We start from the raw sequence: 14,645 nt of genomic DNA, 5'->3' as shown, positions 1-14,645 counted from the left end.
TAGAGAAAACACACACAACCTTGGGAGACACACGGATGAGACAATACTTAGATCTTATGAAACACGTGCTTGAAAACGGTCAAAAGAAAGAAGATCGCACAGGTACGGGAACAATTTCAGTTTTTGGTTATCAAGCTCGTTATAATTTAGAAGAAGGATTTCCTTTAGTTACTACTAAGAAATGTCACCTTCGTTCAATCATTCATGAACTTCTTTGGTTTCTAAAAGGTGATACAAATATTGCATATCTTAAAGAAAATAAAGTTCGCATCTGGGATGAATGGGCAGATGAAAACGGTGATCTTGGACCTGTTTATGGATACCAATGGCGTCACTGGAAAACTCCAAATGGAGACGAAGTTGACCAAGTTGCAAATCTTGTAAAAGGTTTACGTGAAAATCCATTTTCTCGTCGTCATATTTTAACTGCATGGAATCCGGCCGATGTTGATAATATGGCACTTCCACCGTGTCACTCATTTATTCAATTCTATGTTTCACCTGATATGAAATTATCTTGTCAGCTTTATCAAAGATCTGCAGATATCTTCTTAGGTGTTCCATTTAATATCGCTTCATACGCATTATTCACAATGATGCTAGCGCAAGTTACAGGTCTTAAGCTTGGTGATTTTGTTCACACAATGGGTGACGCTCACCTTTACTTAAATCACCTGGATCAAGCAAAGCTTCAGCTAACGCGTGAGCCACATCCACTTCCAAAGATGTGGGTAAATCCAGAGATCACATCAATCTTTGAATTTACTTATGAAGACTTCAAGCTTGAAGGCTATGAGGCCCATCCACATATTGCAGGAGAGGTTTCAGTTTGATCCTTTCGTTAATTGTTGGAATAGGGAAGAATCGTGAAATAGGCAAGGGCAATGATCTGCTTTGGCATATTAGCGAGGACCTGAAAAATTTTAAAAAAATAACAAGTGGCAAGCCGATTATTATGGGAAGAAAAACCTATGATTCAATCGGCAGGCCTCTGCCAAAGAGACGCAATATTGTCGTCTCTCGTGATCCTTCTTTAACGATAGAAGGTTGCGAAGTTTTTTCTAATCCACTAGAAGTCTTAGATAATTTAAAAGCTGCAGGAGTAGAAGAGGCCGTGGTTATTGGTGGCTCATTCATTTACGAATATTACCTACCAATGGTTGATAGAATCTATTTAACTGAAGTTGATTTTGAAGGAGAGGCCGATGTGTTCTTTCCTGAGTTTGACCGAAGTGAATTTAGTGTAAGTGAAGAGGTATTCTTTGAAAAAACAGAGAATTCCCCAGCTTGGAAATTCTCTGTTTTAAATCGATTGTAATCTATTTAATTAAAGTACTATCTTTCATAAGTTGAGCAAAGTTTCCATTGAGATCCTTTGCTACTTCTTTTCCGTCGTGAATCAGTAAAACTGTTGTAAATGATTTATCATCTCCAACTTTTTCACCAACGTTATCAGGTGAGATTGTATAGCGCCCAGCGGCCTTGGCCACAGGCCACTCCATATCATCAAAAGTGACGTAAGCAAGTTCTGAACAAACAATTCTCTCATCAGTCTCAACATCAAAGTTAAAGTCATAGACCTTACCAACTTGTTTGAAAGCATTGATTAAGTAATCCTGTTTTTGCTCACGAGTTAACTCTCTTTGGTAGCGAACAGCAGCTAGGTCATCAATGTCCATAAAGTGATGAAGAGTATTGTACTGAACACCTGGTCTAAGTGCTTCAATAATTCGCTTTCCTTTATTTTCGATCTCATCGTGGAAAGGGACGACCTCAGGATGATCCCATATTCCTAATTCTTGAAGCTGGGCCTTATTTCCAGTCCAAATGGCAACGTGTCCCCAGTGACCAGGAATGAATTTATCTGTAAGTCTAAATGGTGTCTTTTCTAGTAAAACATCAAGAGGTTGTAGTTGTGCCTCAAGCTCCTGAATTTTTTCTGGAGATGGATCATAAAGCTTTCCACGTCTTGTTTGAACAAGGCCTGCAGTGTTTCCAAAACCTTTTGAAATAACATGGGTGGCATTATTTTTACTCTCTTTAAAGTAGTCGCCAATATAGCGCCAGATCATCGAAATCTTTCTGCCAAGAATTCCTTTTTTAAATTCCTTATTTAATTTATCAAAACTAATAGATGATTGAATGAGAGAATCTAGGTAGTAATTAGCACGGTCTGTTGCAATATTATTTTCAGCATAGAACTTTAGAAGGTTTTGGTATTGTTCTAAGCCTCGTTCAACGCGATTGTAATTGTCATATTTGTTGTAGCTAAATGTAATCTTTGCTAGTTGATTTTTTAATTCAGCATTATCGTAGTTAATGAGGTGGCGAATCTTTTTCATCTCTTGTATTTGTGAAAGTACAATCATGTAATTATCGTACATAACAAGAGCTGTAGCGATAGACATCTTCATGTCATAGATAAGGGCCTTACCTAATTCATCAGTTGGGTTAATTGTAATCTCTTTGTATTTCTGCCAACGATAATTTTCGTGGGCATCTCTTTTTTGATTATGATTCGTTCTTACTTTCTTTTTCTTCTTTAAAATTTCTGATGGACGATCTGTTGTGATAATTACTTCGTTATAGCGATCAACAATCCATTTGGTTTCATCAATTTTTGGCCATACCGAATCTCTAAATCGTTTGTAGGTTTCAGTTCCTTCTTCGTGCATTGTAGTGATTTGACTACTCTTTAAGACTTTCTGTTCTTGTATGTCGATAATGAAATCAATAGCGTTGTGGCGCCAGACTAGAATTTCTTCGATTCTATTTTGATAATTTTCTAATTCTTCATGATCATAATAGGTTTCGACCTCTGGGCCGTAGAGACTTACTGATGATATTTTTCTATTTATGTCTGCATAGTCTTTCGTACAACTCGAAACGAATAAGCTGGTTGCCATAAGAGCAACTATTGCACTCTTTCTCATCATGATAACTCCCTCATATTTATCAATACCAATTATTCATCGGTAATATTGAGGGAGTTATTTAGTCAGATATTTGTTTTACTAGTTTTTTCAGTTATTTATAGAACCTTGATACCGAAATCTTCTAAGATTTTTGAGAGTGATATAAGTGGTAGCCCGATTATTGAAGAGTGATCTGGACATTCGACTTCATCAAAAAGCGCGATTCCAAGTGTTTCAAGTTTATAAGCACCACAGCTCCATAGTGGCTCATCAATTTCGATATAGCGCTTGATCTGTTCATCTGTTAATGGTTTCATCTTCATTTTAGAGACGACAGTCTCAATCACTTGCTTTTCTTTTGAGATGACAGCAATGCTTGTAATGAGCTCATGCGTACTACCCTGTAGGCGCTTTAAGTGATTAAAAGCATTTTCTGGTGTTTCTGGCTTATTAAAAATCTCTCCATTGAAGTTTAGGACTTGGTCTCCACCGATGATAATTGATTCAGGATTAGTTTTGAGAACCTCTTGTGCTTTTTGTAGAGATAATTCACGAGAAACCTCAAGTGGAGTAAGGCCTTGTGTTTTTATGGCCTCTTCATCAATATTTGGTGAAATACATGTGAATTCTAGGCCTAGCTGTTTTAATTGTGCTTGGCGAAACTGTGATGAACTTCCTAATATTAACTGCATAATTTACTCCGAAAACGATTTCTCATAACTTAGCAAATCTATCACGCTTGGGCCATTCATGATATAATAACCCAAACTTTATTGAGGTAATCTATGTCTGATAATAATGAAAATAATAATGTAAATCCTAGCGAGTTTCCATATCTTCATGGTTTTGACCAAACTGAACAGGATCGCTTACGTGCTCAGGCCCGTTTTGCAGAACAAACTGTTTATAAGGATGTAAATCTTTCGAGGGTAAAGGAATTAATTGAGATTGGATGTGGCGTTGGTGCTCAAACGGAAATACTTTTAAGAAGATTTCCTGATATGCACATTACTTGCGTCGACCGCAGTGAACATCAGCTTGCCTCTGCAAAGGAATTTCTCGGGAGCACTCTTAATGGTGCTTTTAAGGATCGTTTTGAACTGCATCAGATGGATGCAACAAATTTAACTTTTGATTCACGTAAGTTTGATGGAGCATTTCTGTGTTGGATTCTTGAGCATGTGCCTGAACCAGCAAAGGTTCTCTCTGAAGCAAGAAGAGTTCTTAGACCTGGCGGGCGTATTTATATTACTGAAGTTATGAATTCTAGTTTTCTTCTTGATCCATATTCTCCAAATACTTGGAAGTATTGGCAGGCCTTTAATGACTATCAATACGATATGGGCGGTGACCCGTTTATTGGTGCTAAACTTGGAAACCTTCTTATGCAACAAGGTTTTAGAAATATTAAGGTGGAATCAAAGACGTGGCACCTTGATAATCGACGTCCCGATAAGAGAAAGGAATTCATCGATTATTGGTGTGAGCTTCTCTTGTCTGCGGCCCCTCAACTTGTAAAAGAAGGACGTGTGGATCAAGAGACAGTTGATGAGATGAGAATTGAGCTAAAGAAAGTCTCTAATGATCCAAACGCGGTTTTCTACTATAGCTTTGTTCAAGCAAGCGCTAACGCGAACTAAAAATTCTATAATTTCATATATTTAATGGCCGTCTAGAGAGTAGACGGCCTCTAACATTCTTTCATTTCTTAACAGAATGGCCTTAATTTAGCGTAATTATAGTAATTATGAAATTACGTCTAACTTCTAAATTATTTACGACACTCATCATGTGCCTAATGATAGTGCCAGCTATTGCTGGAGAACTAGAGTTTCGTAAGTTAAGTGAGGCCCATAGGGATCAATTTCTTTCACTGACAAATTGGAAAAGAAGTATACGTTCGATTCATCATGGGGGCGTAAGAAAGAGGCAAGTTATTTACAAGTCTCTTAATCTAGAATCTGATTTCAAATCACCAGCTAAAGAGTTTTCTTCAGTCTTAGAAAGTTTTTATCTCGATGAAAATTTTAAATGTGAGCGTTTTGCTATTTATGAATTCATGGCCGATGTTACAGGTATAAGGCCCACATCAAGTAAGTGTGATAATCATTTTTCAACATTTATTTTTAATCAAATGGGCCTTGTTGAAATTAGTTTTTATACGAATCGTATAACTAAGATTTCATACCTTATGGCCTCTAATGGAAAGAGTGCAATGAGCCGCTTTGGCCACAGTATGTTCTATGTTTCTGCATGTAAGCTAGATATAGAGAATTGTCCAACAAGAGATCAGGTCGAATTTGTTCTTGGTGTTGCGGCCGATGTTGATGATTTATCTCCTGGTTTTTTCAAAGGTATCTTTGGTGGTTATGCTGCAAAGATTGATTTCATGTCACTTGCCCAAGTTAAACAAAAATATAATTATGAAGAATTTAGAGACCTCTACCAATACGACCTGAATGTAACAGGACGTGATAAGAGACGATTTATCTCTCATGCGCTTAATCTATATAAGAACAAAGATATGGGACGCTACAAGTTCTTTTCTGCAAATTGTGCGACAGAATCATACAAGCTCATAAGAGCAGCTTTTGGCCACACTAAATTGCGCTCAAATATTTCTACTCCAAAGGGTCTTTTAGAAGAATTACAAGAGAGTGGATATGTAAGTACTAAAAAGAGTCGTACTTTAAAAGAGAAATCAAAAAAGGTTTTAGAGAGTCTTGCATTACTTGATGTCAAAAGCTTTGAAGATTATCTCTTACTTGAACCTAGTTTAAGGGCCGCTAAAGCGCAGATGTTTCATCATCGTCATTCTCGTCAAGATTCTAATGATACCTCAGTTTTACATGCATTTGTGTTTCTAGAAACAATGGCCTTTTCGACAGAAAATATGAATTTACTCGAGCTTGCTTCAAAAAATGAAAACGCATCTATTGCCAATGAATTTGAAGCTCTTGCTAGCGAGTATAAGGATTGGTATCGACAGAGCAATTTACTCTTAAGACAAGGAAAGAAACCTAAGGCAAATGATGTCACAAATAGAATTGATCAATTCTATCGTATTCACTTTATGCACAGAGTTGAGCGAATTAAAGAAGTCGCTTTGAATATAAAAACAACGAAAGAATTAATTAAAGATATCAACAAACGAAAACGTTTATAAAGGAGAGTTTATGAAAAATATCGCACTAATCGTTATGACACTTTTAAGTCTAAATGCTCATTCAGATGGTGTTTCTGAGAGAGAGCTTTCAACTATTTTAACAATTTCACCATTTGTTACGACGACTGAATCAATTAATGATGCATTAACAACTGATGAGTTTGAAGAAGCTGGACACATTATTGCAGATGGTGTTGTGACAGAAGAAGAACGTCAAGAGATGTCGATTGAACTTAAAGGAAGGCTAGAAGAGTGTATTGAGTCAGACGGAGCTGAGTTTGAATCTCCAGAAACTGACTGTCTTAAACTTCTTGCAAGCTACGATTACTAATTTAGCTTATACTTTGGGCCCGCTTTTTTAGTTGGCCCAAATATAGCGTCTTACTTTCTTGATTCCTTCTTCTTGGAATCGCTCCATTGCCTTAGAACTATCTTCATTAGTCAGCTCAATCAATGGGTAGTGCTCTTTTGTTTCTTCTTTGTTTATTGCATAAGGAGGACCAAAGTCACGAGATCCATCATGATCCATTGTAATCAATAGAATTTTTGTCTCTTCTTGGATTAATCTCTTGATTGTAGGGTAGTACTTCTCTTCTCTCATGCACTTTGGAAGTGCTACATTTGAAGCTCGGTCGTAGAGAAAATCAATTTTACCTAAATCTTCGATCTTGAAGAAATCCTTGTTATGGATTTCGATCTTTCCATCTTTAGAACAATAGACTTGATCATTATTTTTAAATTCAATTTCATTCTCGTTAAAAAACTGTTCAACAGGATCTTTAACGACTTCAACGCCAATTACTTTTGCCCCCTTATTTGCAAGATAGATCATATCTAGTGATTTACCACATAAGGGGATGAGTACAGTTTTTCCATTTAGATCAAGATCGCCGAAGTAATCAATCATGGCCTGATTGTATTCACTCTGATGAAAGCCTGTGAAGCCTTTATCCCATCCCTCTTGCCAAAATTTTGCGTTATCTTGTTTTTGATTTGTTTCAATTTTCATATTATCGCTCTAAATGTAGTGAGGGGCCAAATCCCTTGGCCCCTCTTTCTAGCACTTCGATTCAACCGGAGTTGGATCAAATTTAATTTTAATGTAACTTCTAGCTTCCACACATTTGGCAATCTTCTGGATTGTCGATTGAACAAACCATTGCTGCCGCTTCTTGCTCAAGTTGCTCAGGAGTTTTCTTACCTTCATTCTTTACTGTGAACTGAACAGCGTTAACTGCAGCACGTGAACGTAGGTAGTACATACCTGTCTTAAGCCCTTTCTTCCAAGCGTAAAAGTGCATTGAAGAAAGTTTCCCGAAGTTAGGGTTTTCAAGGTGAATATTAAGTGACTGACCTTGGTCAATATAAGGGCCACGTCCAGCAGACATATCAATAACTGCTTTTTGCTTAACTTCCCAAACAGTTTTGTATAGAGCTTTTAAATCCTCTGGGATTCTTTCAATTGATTGAATTGAACCATTGTTAGCAATGATTTCATTTCTTAAAGTATCATCCCATAGGCCACGATCAATTAGGTCGCGAACTAAGAATTTATTAACAACTGCAAATTCTCCAGAAAGAACACGTCTTACGTAGATATTTGAAGTGATTGGCTCAAAACACTCGTTGTTACCAAGGATTTGTGAAGTTGATGCCGTTGGCATTGGAGCAACTAGAAGAGAGTTTCTTACACCGTGCTTTGCAACTTCTGCTTTTAGTCCATCCCAGTCCCAGTTTCCTGAGTGAGCAGTATGTCCCCACATGTCAAATTGGAATTGACCTTGTGACATTGGAGAACCTTCGTAAGTTGAGTATGGCCCATCAATGATTGCATCATCTTTTGAAGCAGTTACAGCTGCAAAGTAGATTGTCTCAAAGATGTCATTATTAAGCTGAAGTGCAGCTTCAGACTCAAATGGTAGTCTCATCATAAAGAAAGTATCTTGAAGACCTTGAACACCAAGACCGATTGGACGGTGTCTCATGTTAGAATTCTTCGCTTCAATTACTGGGTAGTAGTTGATGTCGATGATTCTGTTAAGGTTCTTCGTCATACGGTAAACAACTTCATAAAGGTGTTTGTGGTCGTATGTTACATTTCCATCTTTGTCAGTCTTAACGAATTTGTTAAGAGCAACTGAAGCAAGGTTACAAACAGCAACTTCATCAGGTGCTGTATATTCAAGAATTTCAGTACAAAGGTTTGACGACTTGATTGTACCTAGGTTCTTTTGGTTTGATTTTTCGTTAGCTGCATCTTTGTAAAGCATGTACGGAGAACCAGTCTCTGTTTGTGATTCAAGTACTGCAAACCAAAGGTCTTGTGCACGGATTGTTTTCTTAGCTTTACCTTCTGCCTCGTAGCGAGTGTAAAGAGCTTCAAATTCTGCACCATAACATTCAGCTAGACCTGGACACTCATGTGGGCAAAATAGTGACCACTGTCCATCTTCTTCAACACGCTTCATGAATAAGTCTGGCGTCCAAAGTGCGTAGAAAAGGTCACGCGCTCTTTGCTCATCCTTACCAGTGTTCTTCTTCATTTCTAGGAATTCGAAGATATCTGCGTGCCATGGCTCAAGATAAATTGCAAATGAACCTTTACGCTTTCCACCACCTTGATCTACGTAGCGAGCAGTATCATTGAAAACTTTTAGCATTGGAACGATTCCGTTCGACGTACCATTAGTTCCCTTGATGAATGAACCTTTTGCGCGAATATTGTGGATTGATAGACCGATACCACCAGCAGACTGAGAAATCAGTGCAGTTTGCTTAAGAGTGTCGTAGATTCCATCAATTGAATCATCTTTCATTGTTAGTAGGAAACAAGAAGAAAGCTGTGGCTTAGTTGTTCCCGAGTTAAATAGAGTCGGAGTTGCGTGAGTAAAGAACTTCTGGCTCATTAGGTTATATGTTTCAATTGCAGCATCCATGTCATTCATGTGGATACCAACAGAAACTCTAAGTAGCATTTGGCCTGGTCTTTCAACAATTTTACCATCCATTCTAAGAAGGTAAGACTTCTCAAGAGTTTTGAATCCAAAGTAGTCGTAGTTGAAGTCACGCTTATCAACGATTGTCTTATCTAGTAATTCAGCATTTGCCATTACTGTTTCATATAGTTCTTTTGAAACAAGAGGAGCGTGCTCACCAGTTGCCTTGTTAACATAGTGGTACATTTCCTTAACGTTCTCAGAGAAACAACCTTTTGTTTCTTTGTGAAGGTTAGAAACTGCAACACGTCCAGCAAGTACGTTATAGTCTGGGTGCTTTGTTGCAAGGTATGCAGCTGTTTCGGCTGCAAGTCCATCTAGTTCAGTTGTTGTAATACCGTCGTAGATACCTTCGATTACTTTTTGAGTAATCATTGTTGCATCAACATTACCTTCTAGTCCAAAGGCAAGTGTATTGATTCTGTCTGTAATTTTATCGAATTTAATTGGCTCTCTCTCGCCACTTCTTGTCTGTACGTACATTTCTTAAAACTCCGCGTCTAGTGTGAATGTGTTTTCTGATTTTTCAGAAAGAATACCTGGTCTTTGGTATTCAGAAACTCTCTTCTCAAAGAAGTTTGTTTTACCTTCAAGAGAAATTAGCTCCATCCAGTCAAATGGGTTCGCTGCACCATAGTGAGTCTCTAGACCAAATTGTTGCATCCAGAAATCAGCTACAAATTCAATATATTGCTTCATCAGGTCTGCATTCATACCAATTAGAGAAACTGGAATTGCATCAGTGATGAATTCTTTTTCAATTTCAACTGCTTCAGTAAGGATCTCTTTGATCTTTTCTTTGCTACATTGTTCTTCTTTATCAAGTAGTGAGTGTAGAAGAACTGCAAATTCACAGTGTAGACCTTCGTCACGAGAAATAAACTCGTTAGAAGTACATAGACCTGGCATTAGGCCTCTTTTCTTTAGCCAGAAGATTGCACAAAATGAACCAGAGAAGAAGATTCCTTCGATGGCAGCAAATGCAACTAATCTTTCAGCAAATGTATTTTTTGAGTATAACCACTTCATTGCCCAGTCAGCTTTTTTCTTAACTGGCTCAAAGTGATCAACAGCGTGGAAAAGACGATCTTTTTCTTTAGCGTCTTTTACATATGTATCAATTAGTAGAGAGTAAGTTTCAGAGTGAATGTTTTCCATTGCAATTTGAAAACCATAGAAACATCTAGCTTCAGGGTTTTGTACATCATTGTAGAAACGTACAGCTAGGTTTTCATTAACAATCCCATCACTTGCTGCAAAAAATGCAAGTACGTGAGTAATGAAGTGTCTCTCATTGTCATTTAACTTTTCCCAGTCAGTAATATCTTGGGCCAAGTCGATTTCTTCAGCAGTCCAGAAAACTGCCATGTGTCTTTTGTACATTTCCCAGATTGAATTGTATTCGATTGGGAAAAGGACGAATCTATCGTCATTCTGTGCTAGAATTGGTGAAGTCACAAGTTCCTCCTTAACTTTTGCAATAGCGTGTGTGTGCTAAATACATGCAACTTATATTTAGTAAAAAAAATATAAAATCTCTTAAATGTTATTTAATAAGATCGTGTTGTGTTGTTCTTATTCAGTGTATGACTGCCTACATTCTATTTCAATACACAAGACTCAATAGATATTTCTTTTTTTTTAAGGGCCGCTAATTTTTATACTTGATCAGGTTGATGTGTCTTTCTAGACCCATTAAACAAGGGGTTTCGGCACTTTTTCAAGTCTTATTTTTAGAAAAAAAATACTGTCTTAAAAATTCTGTCATCTAATTTTTATCAGCAAGGGGAGTCTTTGACACGATGTGTTTATACCATATATTGTGGCCGTAATATTTTTGACACTACTATATCTTGTTAAAATATACGAACAATGGGGTGCGAAATAAAAAAACTAACTTATTCCCAGTTTAATTTTAGTGTAGGAGACTCTTTAATTTTGTTTCTTCTCTTATCGTATTCACCTGTTGTTTTCACTGATGCGTGACCTACTTCAATTGCAATTGTGTAGATATCGACACCAATTTCTAGGAGCTCTCCGATAAAAGTGGCCCTGGCCGAATGGGGAGTAATTTTAAATCCGATACCTGCTTTAAGAGCATACTTGTCTAAAAGCTCATTAATTGTTCTCGGGTTTATAGGTTTGTTTAAATTTGTTGGATCACTTGGATTTCTAGTTGGTTGAAAAAGCCAGTCATTTTCTGCTGTGTCTCGTTCATTCTCATTCATCCATTCAATATATTCATCAAGGGCCTTTATCGCGATAGGATTCAAAACTTTCTTACCAAGCTTTCCACCTTTTGCACGATATTGAAGAATCTTATTAGCGCCTTGTATTTGATAATCTTTAAAACGTAGATTTAAAATTTCACTCTTTCTAAGTCCCGTTGTAAAGAACGTTGTAAAGAGTGCTAAGTGAAGATACTTGCTCTTTTCATTTTGTCCCATATGATAAAATAGCTCTAAAACCTGTTGCTTGTTAAGGGCATTAGTTGGGGATTTAACTTCACTTCTTGGTCTTCTAACACTTGAGACAGGATTGGCCTTAAGTTGATTTTTCTCGACGAGATACTTAAAGAATGCGCTTAAACTCGCAAGCTTTCGATTGATCGTCTTTGGTGTTGAAGGGTTTTGATTGTGACCTCCAAATTCAGAGAGGTAATTTCTAAATTTGATGATATGTATACGCTCAATTGAATCGTAGTCATTAAGCTTATAGTAATCACTAATCCAGCATAAGAATTGGTTAATATCATTTAGATAAGATTTTCTTGTATGAGATGAAGTAAAGTTTTCAAAAAACTCTTCATCGAGAATAAAGTCATGACCAATATCTTCTTGCTTTAAATCGAACATATATCAATTTTAGCAAGGTTTTTATCTGGGGTATGGTGGAGGAAAAAAAAGGCACACCATTTCTATTCTGGTGTGCCTTTAACAGGTATATAAGCTTCGTTTAGGCCTGAATTTTGGCTTGAATTAACTCAGGACGTGTCCTCTTAAGATTCCACGTAAGCCCTACGAAGTTTAAAGATCGAATGAGCCACTTTGTTGGATCAAAGTGATACCATTTAATTCCATTTCTGTAGTCAGTTTGAAATGTGTGGTGGAAATTATGATAACCTTCACCATATGTGAAAAGCGCCATAATCCAGCTATCACGTGCTGTTTGTCCTTTATCGTAAGGGCGAGTCCCAACAACGTGACATAGTGAATTGATAAAGAATGTACAGTGGTGAACAAAAACAATTCTAGCAACACCGGCCACAAATAGGCCACCTAGCCAAGATCCTACCCATAGGTATCCAATGAGTGCTGGCAGGCCAAAGCTAAAAAGTGCAACGAAGCCAAGATAGAATTTATGTTGAAACATAACCATTGGATCCTTTAGTAGGTCCTTAGAGTACTTGTACTCATTTTGATCTTCTAAAAGTAGAATCCAGCCCATATGAGCGTAGAAAAACCCTTCATTGATATTGTATGGATCCAGTTCGGTATCTACTTTTCCATGGTGAACTCTGTGGTCATTACACCATTTAAGTGCAGAGTTTTGTACTGCCGCAGCTCCAAATATCAGTAGTAAAAGTCTTACTGGCCAACTCGCTTGGTAGGACCTGTGAGCAAATAGTCGGTGATATCCGGCCGTTATTCCTAGCCCCGTTGCGATATAGAAAATTAACGATAACGCTAAAATTCTCCAATCAAAACCATCAATTTTAAGCCATGCAATTGTTCCTGCAATAGCAATTAGTGGTGTGATTAAAAGAAAGAGTGTATTTGTTTTATTTAGATTTTTTAATGAATAAGTCTTTTTGCACATAGGTGTCTCTCGTGTTTGTGTTTAACTAATCTTAACAATTCACGAGCAATTTCATTGTAAAACAAATGTAAATGTTGACGATAAGTAAGTCATAAATAGTATAAAACTGACAAATTAAAACATAATTTGTTCACTACGAATGAGGTATCTATGGCCTATCTTGGTCGCGGGGTTAGTCCACGTAAATTATTTTGGTTGTTTTTTCTTATTACAAACGTGGCAACGATATTTGCTGGAGTCTTTTTTAATGAGTTCTTCTACTATCAGTACTTAATCTTAGTCCCAATCTATTTACTGGGTTTTTACGATTTAGTGCAAAGTGAGCATACACTAAAGAGCAACTATCCTGTTGTTGGACGCTTTCGTTATGTTATGGAAGATCTAAGGCCTAAGATCTATCAATACTTTATTGAATCAGATGAAGATGGAACACCCATCCCACGAACAACTAGAAACGTTATCTATCAAAGAGCAAAGCTAGCACTTAGTACAAAACCTTTTGGAACTCAAAAAGACGTTTATGAAACAGGTTATGAATGGATCAATCATTCAATGTATCCTAAAGAATTTTATGAAGTCCAAAAAGATCTCAGAGTCGTGGTTGGGAGCAAGCATTGTGATCAGAAATACAATCTTTCAATATTCAATATTTCTGCAATGAGTTTTGGTTCTCTAAGTTCGCGTGCAGTTGAAGCATTAAACCTTGGTGCTAAGCTTAATAACTTTGCTCACAATACAGGAGAAGGTGGAATTAGTGACTATCATCTAAAGGGTGGAGGTGATCTTATTTGGCAAATTGGAACAGGCTACTTCGGGGCACGAACTCCAGAAGGTGGCTTTTGTGATAAGAGCTTTAAAGAGAAGGCCACATTGGATCAGGTGAAGATGATTGAGTTAAAACTTTCTCAAGGTGCAAAGCCTGGGCATGGGGGGATTTTACCGGCCAGAAAGAATACTGCTGAAATTGCACGTATTCGTGGAGTTAAACAGGGCACTGAGGTTGACTCACCTCCATCTCACAAAGAGTTTAGAGATGCGACAGAGATGGTTGCTTTCATTCAACGCTTAAGGGAGTTAAGTGGAGGCAAGCCAGTAGGTATTAAATTATGTTTTGGGCGTAGAGACGAGTTTGTCGAAATGGTTGAGGCCTTTAAAGAGCTTGGAAACTATCCTGATTATATAGCAGTTGATGGTGCCGAGGGAGGAACAGGTGCTGCCCCTTTAGAGTTTTCTGACTCAATTGGAACACCTTTAATTGAAGGTCTAACAGCTGTCGTTAATATTTTAACTGAATACGGCCTAAAGGATGAAATCAAAGTCATTGCCGCTGGAAAGATTTTTACAGCTTTTGACATTGTAAAGGCCATCGCACTTGGTGCTGATGCATGTTATGGCGCGCGCTCAATGATGCTTGCAATTGGCTGCATTCAAGCTCTTACTTGTAATTCAAATAAGTGTCCAGTTGGTATCACAACGCAAAACCCTGATCTCGTTAAAGGTCTTAATGTGGATCAAAAAGGTAAGCGTGTTGCAAACTTTCACCACGCAACAGTTGAGGCCGTTAGAGAAATTGTCGCAGCTGCTGGCTATGAAAATGTTAAGGATCTAAAGCGTAAGGATATCTTTAAACGCGATAGTAATCACGGTGTAAACTCTTACGAAGATATCTATCCTTCATATAAGACGTTATAAAGGAAATGCTAGAGCTTAGGCCCTAGCATTTTTTTATCCAATATTTCACTTAAATAT

The 14,645-nt window shown here is 37.4% G+C and carries 13 protein-coding genes; 6 read left to right on the top strand and 7 right to left on the bottom strand.

The features are described 5' to 3' along the window. The first annotated feature begins 35 nt into the window (after positions 1–35). Together C0Z22_RS05200 and C0Z22_RS05195 are read left to right on the top strand one after the other, a co-directional pair. The gene (locus C0Z22_RS05200) at positions 36–833 is read left to right on the top strand and encodes a thymidylate synthase (protein ID WP_103217280.1); all 798 of its coding nucleotides are present in this window, start codon (positions 36–38) and stop codon (positions 831–833) included. Continuing rightward, entirely contained in the window at positions 830–1,318 is a 489-nt protein-coding gene (locus tag C0Z22_RS05195) for a dihydrofolate reductase (protein WP_199177521.1), read from the top strand. The genes C0Z22_RS05200 and C0Z22_RS05195 overlap by 4 nt, the downstream gene beginning before the upstream one ends. Before the next feature lies 1 nt (position 1,319). Here the strand turns inward: C0Z22_RS05195 and C0Z22_RS05190 are convergent, their stop codons facing one another. Together C0Z22_RS05190 and C0Z22_RS05185 are read right to left on the bottom strand one after the other, a co-directional pair. Beyond that, positions 1,320–2,936: a YiiX/YebB-like N1pC/P60 family cysteine hydrolase gene (locus C0Z22_RS05190; RefSeq protein ID WP_103217279.1), complete on the bottom strand. Its 1,617-nt coding sequence runs from the start codon at positions 2,934–2,936 to the stop codon at positions 1,320–1,322. A 95-nt stretch (positions 2,937–3,031) separates the two neighbouring features. Next, positions 3,032–3,607 carry a nucleoside triphosphate pyrophosphatase gene (locus tag C0Z22_RS05185; RefSeq protein ID WP_103217278.1) on the bottom strand — a complete coding sequence of 192 codons (576 nt, stop codon included), beginning with the start codon at positions 3,605–3,607 and terminating at the stop codon, positions 3,032–3,034. Positions 3,608–3,700: 93 nt separating this feature from the next. Between C0Z22_RS05185 and C0Z22_RS05180 the strand changes: the two genes are divergently transcribed. The 3 genes from C0Z22_RS05180 to C0Z22_RS05170 all read left to right on the top strand — a co-directional run bounded on the left by C0Z22_RS05180 (position 3,701) and on the right by C0Z22_RS05170 (position 6,412). Beyond that, a complete protein-coding gene (locus C0Z22_RS05180) occupies positions 3,701–4,555 on the top strand; it encodes a class I SAM-dependent methyltransferase (protein ID WP_103217277.1) in 855 nt (284 codons plus the stop codon). Between the two features lie 107 nt (positions 4,556–4,662). After that, positions 4,663–6,081: a DUF4105 domain-containing protein gene (locus tag C0Z22_RS05175; protein WP_103217276.1), complete on the top strand. Its 1,419-nt coding sequence runs from the start codon at positions 4,663–4,665 to the stop codon at positions 6,079–6,081. A 10-nt stretch (positions 6,082–6,091) separates the two neighbouring features. Then, on the top strand, positions 6,092–6,412 hold the full coding sequence (locus tag C0Z22_RS05170) for a hypothetical protein (protein WP_103217275.1): 321 nt from the start codon (positions 6,092–6,094) through the stop codon (positions 6,410–6,412). Positions 6,413–6,439: 27 nt separating this feature from the next. Here the strand turns inward: C0Z22_RS05170 and C0Z22_RS05165 are convergent, their stop codons facing one another. From C0Z22_RS05165 to C0Z22_RS05145, 5 genes are all read right to left on the bottom strand, one after another. After that, positions 6,440–7,090 carry a hypothetical protein gene (locus C0Z22_RS05165; protein ID WP_103217274.1) on the bottom strand — a complete coding sequence of 217 codons (651 nt, stop codon included), beginning with the start codon at positions 7,088–7,090 and terminating at the stop codon, positions 6,440–6,442. Between the two features lie 100 nt (positions 7,091–7,190). Then, a complete protein-coding gene (locus tag C0Z22_RS05160; protein ID WP_103217273.1) occupies positions 7,191–9,560 on the bottom strand; it encodes a ribonucleoside-diphosphate reductase subunit alpha in 2,370 nt (789 codons plus the stop codon). A gap of 3 nt (positions 9,561–9,563) precedes the next feature. Then, positions 9,564–10,535 carry a ribonucleotide-diphosphate reductase subunit beta gene (locus C0Z22_RS05155; RefSeq protein WP_233189698.1) on the bottom strand — a complete coding sequence of 324 codons (972 nt, stop codon included), beginning with the start codon at positions 10,533–10,535 and terminating at the stop codon, positions 9,564–9,566. Positions 10,536–10,975: 440 nt separating this feature from the next. Next, the gene (locus C0Z22_RS05150) at positions 10,976–11,932 is read right to left on the bottom strand and encodes a tyrosine-type recombinase/integrase (protein WP_103217272.1); all 957 of its coding nucleotides are present in this window, start codon (positions 11,930–11,932) and stop codon (positions 10,976–10,978) included. A gap of 100 nt (positions 11,933–12,032) precedes the next feature. Beyond that, complete coding sequence (locus tag C0Z22_RS05145; RefSeq protein ID WP_103217271.1) at positions 12,033–12,896, bottom strand: fatty acid desaturase; 864 nt, start codon at positions 12,894–12,896, stop codon at positions 12,033–12,035. 150 nt (positions 12,897–13,046) lie between these two features. On the opposite strand from C0Z22_RS05145, the gene C0Z22_RS05140 reads away from it, so the two are divergent. After that, positions 13,047–14,588, top strand: coding sequence for an FMN-binding glutamate synthase family protein (locus C0Z22_RS05140; protein ID WP_103217270.1), 1,542 nt, complete (start codon positions 13,047–13,049; stop codon positions 14,586–14,588). The last annotated feature ends 57 nt before the right edge of the window (positions 14,589–14,645 follow it).

Origin of the sequence: Halobacteriovorax sp. DA5 (genome assembly GCF_002903145.1) — a bacterium.
Classification (GTDB): Bacteria; Bdellovibrionota; Bacteriovoracia; order Bacteriovoracales; family Bacteriovoracaceae; genus Halobacteriovorax_A.
This window is presented reverse-complemented; position numbering and strand designations above follow the sequence as displayed.

What these genes read in the sequence shown, in the direction of transcription:
- C0Z22_RS05165 (WP_103217274.1), bottom strand. Translation starts at nt 7,090, where the DNA reads ATGAAAATTGAAACAAATCAAAAACAAGATAACGCAAAATTTTGGCAA.
- C0Z22_RS05150 (WP_103217272.1), bottom strand. Translation starts at nt 11,932, where the DNA reads ATGTTCGATTTAAAGCAAGAAGATATTGGTCATGACTTTATTCTCGAT.
- C0Z22_RS05190 (WP_103217279.1), bottom strand. Translation starts at nt 2,936, where the DNA reads ATGATGAGAAAGAGTGCAATAGTTGCTCTTATGGCAACCAGCTTATTC.
- C0Z22_RS05185 (WP_103217278.1), bottom strand. Translation starts at nt 3,607, where the DNA reads ATGCAGTTAATATTAGGAAGTTCATCACAGTTTCGCCAAGCACAATTA.
- C0Z22_RS05180 (WP_103217277.1), top strand. Translation starts at nt 3,701, where the DNA reads ATGTCTGATAATAATGAAAATAATAATGTAAATCCTAGCGAGTTTCCA.
- C0Z22_RS05170 (WP_103217275.1), top strand. Translation starts at nt 6,092, where the DNA reads ATGAAAAATATCGCACTAATCGTTATGACACTTTTAAGTCTAAATGCT.
- C0Z22_RS05140 (WP_103217270.1), top strand. Translation starts at nt 13,047, where the DNA reads ATGGCCTATCTTGGTCGCGGGGTTAGTCCACGTAAATTATTTTGGTTG.
- C0Z22_RS05160 (WP_103217273.1), bottom strand. Translation starts at nt 9,560, where the DNA reads ATGTACGTACAGACAAGAAGTGGCGAGAGAGAGCCAATTAAATTCGAT.
- C0Z22_RS05175 (WP_103217276.1), top strand. Translation starts at nt 4,663, where the DNA reads ATGAAATTACGTCTAACTTCTAAATTATTTACGACACTCATCATGTGC.
- C0Z22_RS05200 (WP_103217280.1), top strand. Translation starts at nt 36, where the DNA reads ATGAGACAATACTTAGATCTTATGAAACACGTGCTTGAAAACGGTCAA.
- C0Z22_RS05145 (WP_103217271.1), bottom strand. Translation starts at nt 12,896, where the DNA reads ATGTGCAAAAAGACTTATTCATTAAAAAATCTAAATAAAACAAATACA.